This is a genomic window from Halorientalis regularis (assembly GCF_023698535.1).
GTDB lineage: Archaea > Halobacteriota > Halobacteria > Halobacteriales > Haloarculaceae > Halorientalis > Halorientalis regularis.
Genome location: NZ_JALJCL010000011.1, coordinates 158,393 through 165,386, shown reverse-complemented (window position 1 = coordinate 165,386; position 6,994 = coordinate 158,393). Strand labels below are relative to the sequence as shown.

Annotated in this window: 8 protein-coding genes; 4 read left to right on the top strand and 4 right to left on the bottom strand. The window is 59.1% G+C overall.

All coding sequences use genetic code 11. The features are described from left to right. A partial coding sequence (locus MU521_RS15175) for an integrase core domain-containing protein (RefSeq protein ID WP_250864791.1) occupies nucleotides 1–119 on the top strand: 119 nt, incomplete at its 5' end. A gap of 441 nt (nucleotides 120–560) precedes the next feature. Here the strand turns inward: MU521_RS15175 and MU521_RS15170 are convergent. Beyond that, nucleotides 561–1,670: a glycosyltransferase gene (locus MU521_RS15170; RefSeq protein WP_092695257.1), complete on the bottom strand. Its 1,110-nt coding sequence runs from the start codon at nucleotides 1,668–1,670 to the stop codon at nucleotides 561–563. Between the two features lie 98 nt (nucleotides 1,671–1,768). Between MU521_RS15170 and MU521_RS15165 the strand changes: the two genes are divergently transcribed. From MU521_RS15165 to MU521_RS15155, 3 genes are read left to right on the top strand one after another with little or no spacing between them, the layout of a single operon-like run. Then, complete coding sequence (locus MU521_RS15165; protein WP_092695259.1) at nucleotides 1,769–2,044, top strand: DUF8044 family membrane protein; 276 nt, start codon at nucleotides 1,769–1,771, stop codon at nucleotides 2,042–2,044. Continuing rightward, a complete protein-coding gene (locus tag MU521_RS21675; RefSeq protein WP_342670349.1) occupies nucleotides 2,045–3,163 on the top strand; it encodes a DUF4350 domain-containing protein in 1,119 nt (372 codons plus the stop codon). After that, nucleotides 3,156–4,163 (top strand): AAA family ATPase, encoded by a 1,008-nt coding sequence (locus tag MU521_RS15155; RefSeq protein WP_092695263.1) that lies wholly within the window; start codon nucleotides 3,156–3,158, stop codon nucleotides 4,161–4,163. The genes MU521_RS21675 and MU521_RS15155 overlap by 8 nt, the downstream gene beginning before the upstream one ends. Nucleotides 4,164–4,193: 30 nt before the next feature. Here the strand turns inward: MU521_RS15155 and MU521_RS15150 are convergent, their stop codons facing one another. The 3 genes from MU521_RS15150 to MU521_RS15140 form a co-directional block, all read right to left on the bottom strand. Continuing rightward, the gene (locus MU521_RS15150) at nucleotides 4,194–5,054 is read right to left on the bottom strand and encodes a DUF7982 domain-containing protein (RefSeq protein ID WP_245681234.1); all 861 of its coding nucleotides are present in this window, start codon (nucleotides 5,052–5,054) and stop codon (nucleotides 4,194–4,196) included. After that, on the bottom strand, nucleotides 5,044–5,418 hold the full coding sequence (locus MU521_RS15145; RefSeq protein WP_092695267.1) for a DUF8163 family membrane protein: 375 nt from the start codon (nucleotides 5,416–5,418) through the stop codon (nucleotides 5,044–5,046). The genes MU521_RS15150 and MU521_RS15145 overlap by 11 nt, the downstream gene beginning before the upstream one ends. Before the next feature lie 67 nt (nucleotides 5,419–5,485). Further along, nucleotides 5,486–6,931 carry a DUF58 domain-containing protein gene (locus MU521_RS15140; protein ID WP_092695269.1) on the bottom strand — a complete coding sequence of 482 codons (1,446 nt, stop codon included), beginning with the start codon at nucleotides 6,929–6,931 and terminating at the stop codon, nucleotides 5,486–5,488. Nucleotides 6,932–6,994: the final 63 nt, after the last annotated feature.

Below are 6,994 nucleotides of genomic sequence, written 5' to 3'. Positions count from 1 at the left end.
GGCGGGGCAGTCAGACAAGCGCGAAACAGTGGTTACGACGCTTTAGACACCACTACAACCACGAACGACCGAATCAAGCACTCGATGGACAGACGCCAGCTGAGCAGATCCAGAACTAGACAGTGCCATTTCTACAAATCAAAATAATTCTGATGTTTTGGATTACCGTCTGATTCAGCAGTTGCTCAAATCGCTCCCAGGGGCCTTGTGGAGATACTATTACAGTTGAAATATCAAATTATCAAAATTCGAGGGCAATAGATCCGTGGGTTACCTGATCAACATGAATACCCGTGGTTGATGATCGGTGCGTTACTGAAGAAGTCGAAATCTGCTGAAAGTCAGCGTACAAGACCTCTGATGATGGCGTTACTAACCTGAGAATAGAACGGATGCTACGAGAAGTATACTCCCCCACATCACGATCGATAGGAGTGTGCCTGACAATAGCCCAATCCACACCGACCCCCCACTTCCACGTTCTTGCATATTGGAACGAACCCCAGTCATATCGGTAACGTAGAGAACCAGCCACTAATAGTCAACGTATTCTGGCAAGGTTAATTCGACAGACTCTGCTGGATCTGATCTTCATAATCTGGAATAAGAGCGTCTGGCGCATAGTGTGACTTTACTGTTTGTCGAGTACTCTCGTATCGATCCACCAGAGGCATACGCTCAGAAAATTGGGTAATCATTGTGTTCAATTCCTCAAAGCTACCTGTGGAGGTATGCGCATCTCCACGGTATGGAATCTGCCCTACAGCGTTGTGTCGTGAGAGTGTTGGTGTACCATATGCCCACGCCTGAACAAGCGGCGCTGGAAATCCCATCCTTTCGGCAGTACTTACAACAGCAATTGCCCCACTGTACAACGCTGGGAGTTCGTCAACCGGGACAAAGCCATTGAAATTGACGTTTTCGGTAGCCTGAGCGCGCTCTTTGACCTCATTGTGGAACTCATTCGTGTCTTCTATCGGCCCATACATCCGGAATTGAAGATCAGGATGCTGGTCAGCGAGATCAAGAAACCGCATCGGCTTCTGGTTGGGTTGTAGTCTGTCGACCCAGAGGAAGTATTTCCGCTCTCTTGGTGACGTGAGGGTTTCCTTTGCCGGGAGATCGTAGCAGTCCTGGAGTACAGTCGCTTCACGACCGTATTGTGACTGTAGTGTCTCCTGATGTTGCTGAGTTTGCGCAACAAGAGTTGTCGTATCGTCGATTGCAGTATCGAAAATGTCTCTGACTTCACCGAGCCGACTATCGTTATGATCGGGATACACACTCACGTCCGTCATGTGGAAAATATATTCGGCATCAGTGAGTTGCGTATACTTCCAGATTAGCGGAAGGAACCCACTCTGGCCATGTACGTAATATACATCGCTGTCGGTTTTTCGAAGGGCATCCAGATATGCACTCCCCCTTTCGAGAGGGTCTTTCGTGAGATCTGCGTTTGATGGGATCCCAATGTGATCTATGTCATGTTGTTGGAACGTGGTTGGAGTTGGTTTTGGTGAAACAACTGTGACATCGTAGTCCCGCGTAGCGAATTCTCTTGCAAGTACAACGAGTGGTCGTTGCGTCCTCCCAAACCCCTCACTGTGAATCCATTCGGTAATCGCCGGCAACCCGAGAAAGCAGATAGAGTGAGACCCCTGTGCAGACATTTCTTATTCTGAAAGTAAGCTTTGCTTGCCAAGTATTTGCCTGTATTGTCTGAGGAATGTCGATACATTCTAACGATGGGGTACGCAAACACGGGTAGATGGTCACGCGCAGGCGACAGCGGTTTCTTCACGGGCAGATCGCATGGATGCTATCTACGTTGGTATTGCTTGCGGTTCTGGGTGCCCTGTCACTTGATCTCTATTTTGTTGTTTCACTTATTGGTTTTTTAATACTGGTAGAGCTGACTGCACCGTTCAACATAATGCCTCAATGGCGATCTCGCCTGAAATGGCCAATCTTGCTCGGATTGGTTGGTTTTGCAGCTATCGTTGTCAAACGGATTCTTGAAATCCTGCCACCAGGACTGATCTAGATGCCGAATTTCAACTATCCACGAACGGTATTATTGGTAGTCCTCCTCGCGATAAATCTGGCACTCATCGGTGCAGCCGTTACTTCGGCGACGCCATATGGTCCATACAACGGGGACTGGGGTGGAGCGAGCGATCTCAGAACGACTGCTAGCGATGAAAGTACTGTTACACTGGCTTATAGTACGAGGCCGTACGAAGGTGCACCAGGTAACACAACCGCATTCATAATAGCGCCGCAAGATCAGTATCGGGCTGGCGATAGCGCCCGTGTTCGGCAGTTTGTACGGCGGGGTGGGACGCTAGTGGTTGCTTCCGATGCCAATCAAACGAACAGCTTGCTAGCTGATCTCGGTCTCACTGTGCGTCTTGATGGGCGACTCCTGCGGGATGAACAGGAGCATTTTCGCAGTCCAGCACTCCCGGTTGCCACCGAAGTCACGAATCACAATCTGACAACCGGTGTCGATAAATTCACGCTCAATTATGGGACAGCGATTAATCGCTCAACGGCCACTGCGGAGAGTGAACCTGAATCCGGGAGTGGCCTGACCAGAGACGCTTGGGCAGGCACATTCCTGGTTAATTCGTCGGGATTCGCATATATCGACGCGAATAATAACAGTCAACTCGACGATAATGAGCGGGTTCGAGAACGTCCGGTAGCAGTGATTGAACCTGTTGGTCAAGGGAGAGTCGTCGTTGTCAGTGATGCGAGCGTATTTACGAACGCGATGCTCGAACGGACGGGGAACGACCGGTTCGCACGGAACCTCGTCGAGAGTGGCGACCACGTGATTCTTGACTATTCCCACGGGCATCCACTGCCGCCGCTCGTGTACGCACTACTGGTCGTCCGATCGACGCCGCTACTACAATTCGGGTTGGGGTTGCTCGCTCTCGGCTGTGTCGCCGTCGGAGTCCGCCTCTCTGACTGGTCCCTCCCGGACTGGCTGTCCATGGACGAGACAGCGACAGACGGGGACAGCTTCGGTCAGCTTGACGAGGACGAACTCACTGCTTTCCTAACCGATCGCCATCCGGAGTGGAGTGATCGGCGCGTCCAGCGTGTGACGAAAGCGATTATACGTCGGCGGGAGCAACCCGGTGACAATGACTGATCCCGCCGCCCTGTACGATACGGTCTCGGAGGAGATCGGGAAGGTCCTCATCGGCAACGAGACGGTCGTCGAGAGTCTCACGATCTCGCTTCTCACGCGTGGTCACATCCTCCTCGAAGGTGTTCCGGGCGTCGCCAAGACGACAGTTGCGAACCTCTTCGCCAGGGCGACCGGTCTCGACTACAACCGCATTCAGATGACGCCGGACATTTTGCCGGCAGACATCACCGGCACCTACGTATATCGCGAGCAGACCGGTGAGTTCGAGCTGCGGAAGGGACCAGTCTTTTCGAACTTGGTTGTTGCGGACGAGATCAACCGCGCGACGCCGAAGACCCAGAGCGCGCTGCTCGAAGCGATGCAGGAACGGCACGTCTCTATCGAGGGGGAGACGCTCGATCTCCCGGAGCCGTTCATGGTCATCGCGACGCAGAACCCGATCGAGATGGAGGGTACCTTCGAGTTGCCCGAGGCACAGCGTGACCGCTTCCAGCTGAAACTGACGGTTGACACGCCCGGCCGCGAAGACGAGAGTACATTACTCGAGCGGTTCGACGACGACCCCGACCTGGGGCCCGCCCAGATAGAGCAGGTCGTCACGACCGAGGAGGTTTTGTCGGCGCGGGAGACGGTGTCGGAGATCTACATCGACGAGACTGTCCGGGAGTACGTGCTCGACATCGTGGAGGCGACGCGGGAGAGTCCCGATCTCGAATACGGTGCGTCACCGCGGGCGTCGATCGCGTTTCTCAACACGACGAAAGCTCGCGCGGCGATCGAAGGCCGGGATTACGTCATTCCCGACGACGTGAAAGCGCTGGCGCGACAGATTCTCGTCCACCGCGTCGTCCTGAGTACGGACGCGGAGCTCAGTGACATGACTCCCGCGGACGTGATCGACTCGATCCTCGAGACGATCCAGCCGCCGGGTCGAGAGACCGTCGAAAACGCGTCGACCCGCGCCGTCGGCGACGGCGGTAACCGCGACGACGCCGCCTGACTCGTCCGCGGCGGCTCCGCTCCGCGGAAGCTATTGGTCGACGTCCCACTGACAGGTGACGAGATAGTCCACTCGGTCGTCACCCGTCGAAACCTCAGTTGTCACGGGCGTGTTGAGTGCGCTCGCGAGTCCGACGGCCAGGAACGAGGCCACTGGGTGGTCGAATCGGTCGACGGGGCCGTAGACGCTCTCGGTAACGCCGACGGTGAGACGGCCCGCGTCGGGGTCGGTGTCGGCATCGGCGCTCGTGACCAGTTCGAATTGCTCGACGAGTGCATCCGCCAGCGCCGTGGTGGTCGCGGTCGGGTCGTCTTCGATATCGTTGGTGATCGCCTGCCCGAACTCGACGGCCAGCGGGCCACCGGCCGGTTCGAGTGCCAGTCCTCGCCCCGCCGGTTCGTCCGGGACGACGAACACGTCCGAAAGGGCGTCGGCGTCGGGGAGTTCGTACTCGGATCGCTGTGGCACGAACAGCCGAACGTCGTCGGCCGCGTCGCCCGTCGGGACGTAGACATGGTCGTCTTGGAGGCCTAACTCGGCCGCGACGCCGGCTTCGTTGCGTGCCAGCGCTTCGTAGACACGCCTGCCGACATCGGCCGAGATGAACTGCTCCGGAGAGAGATAGTAGACGAGGACGCCGAAGAACACACCAGTCCCACCGAGTGCAAACAGGACGGTTCGAGCATCGGCGAACAGGACTCCGGCGATCCCAGCGAGTACACCGATCCCGGCCAGCGTGATCGCAGTCCGTCGGTACTGCGTCCGCCGGGCACGCGCGAACTCTTCTCGGAGGCGACGGTTCTCCTCCCGCAACACCTCCACTTCGGCGACGAGATCCTCGTCTTGGGACTCCGCCGGCGTCTCCGTGCGGTCCACGCCGTCAGTGCTCATCGACATCCCCTACCAGTCCGAGTGCAACCAGTTCGTACCGATGAAGGCCGTAGGCGAGAAGCGCGACACCGCCCGCAAGCAGTAGTGTCACGGTCGCGAACGAATCGACGACGGCCAGTAGGCCCCACGAGATCGCGGCGAGAACGGCGTAGAGCAGTGCGAATAGCCCGACCGATCGCGGGGGCGCGCCGGCGATCAGTTCCGCTCCGGCCAGGACGACCAGCGCACCCGCCACGAGGGCCAGCAAGACCGGCCCGTCGGGACCGGACGGGACGGCGACGAGAGCGGCGAGATACCCGAACGCGACGACGCCGACTCCAGTCATCGTCAGGTCGACGCGTCGCGACAGCACCTCCGGTGTCATCGCCTAATCTCGCAGTCGCCCAGGTGGTAAGACTGTCGCTCCGAGTCGAACTGTACCGCAGTGAGGGTCACCGTCGCCGTCCGGCGTCGAGAACGGCCTCGATCCGATCGACAGGACTTACCTCGAAGGCCGTCACGCCTTCGAGCCCGCTCAGCTCTCGCCGGAACTCCTCGAATTCGACGTACTCGTCGTACGTCCGTTCGAGATCGGCGAGGCTAGTCCGCTCGAACAACGCATCCGGAGCGAGAAAGACGAGCACACCCGCCGACTCTTTGCGTGCAAACTTGACGGTCTCACGCAGCTGTGTCCGGTCGGTGTCGTCGGTGAACAGGAGGGTCCAGGTCGCGCCCGAAATACGCTTCGAACGCGTTCGGACCGTCTCGAACAGCGGATCGTCGTTCATACGCTGGACGTAACTCTCGGCGTCGGCGTAGAACGATCGCAATGTCTGCCCGTACGCCGAATCGTCGCCGGACAGTCGCGCTTCTTTCCGCCGTGCTGCTGCCGGACTCTGTCCGCCCGAACTCGCCCCTCCATCGCTCACGGTCGGGTGTTCCCTGCGGTCCCGGGTCACACGCAGTTCGTGGAGGCGATCCCGAACCGTGTCGTATGCCTCCGGCGAGGTTTCGGGGGATTCCCAGCCCGTGGTGCCGCCGTCGTCGACGGTTGCGAGTCCGACAGGGTCGTTGACTTGGGCTGCGTTGTCGACCACGGCGAGTGCGACCGTCCGGAGGTAGTCGAGTTTCGTCTCGCCGGGCGGGCCAGTCCCCATCGGCGACCGGTGATCGACCACAAGGAGCGTCCGGTGGTCGGTTTCGACCTCGTACTCCCGAACGTGGGGGTAGTCCAGGCGTGCGGTGGCCTTCCAGTCGATGTCGCTGACCGAGTCGCCCGGGGCGTACTGGCGGAGCTCGGCCGGGTCCGTCCCCGATCCAACCTGATCGGAGCGGTGCCCGCCGTAGGCGGCGGTGACGCGGTCACCGCCTTCACCGACGTGGACGGACCGCGGCGTCCGCGGTTCGACCGTTATCGTCGGCGTCGACCCCCGTGACAGCCGCTCGCGAAAGAGTCCGTCCGGATCCGTGGCCGTTACCGTTGCCGGGTCGAACGTCGCGCGGCCGACGATCGACCAGGTGACCGGCACGGTCGTCGACACCGCCTCCTCCCCGGCCGGAAGTTCGAGTCGACGGTCCGACGAAGTGGACCCGCTCGCGACCAGCGGAAGCGACAGCTCGACGGTCAGGTCGACTCGCGAGGGCACGTTCAGTTTTGCGGCGAGCGTGACTGGCACGTCCTCGTTGCGGGCGACGGTCTGCGTGGGGAGCGATTGCTCGACCGTCAGCGCCGCGTCAGTCGCCGCGAGCGACCGGTAAAACCGGTACTGGCGTGCCACGAGCAAGGCGGCGATACCCACAGCGCCATACAACAACACTGGCCGGGCAAAGACGACTGCCAGCGCCGCGAGTATTGCTCCAACACCCGCAACGGTCCAGAAGCGGCGCGTCACCTCCATTGCTCGGTTCGAGGGTTCTCCCCCAGTTCAAGATGACGGTCCCCCGCCGGAGAACGAAGAGTT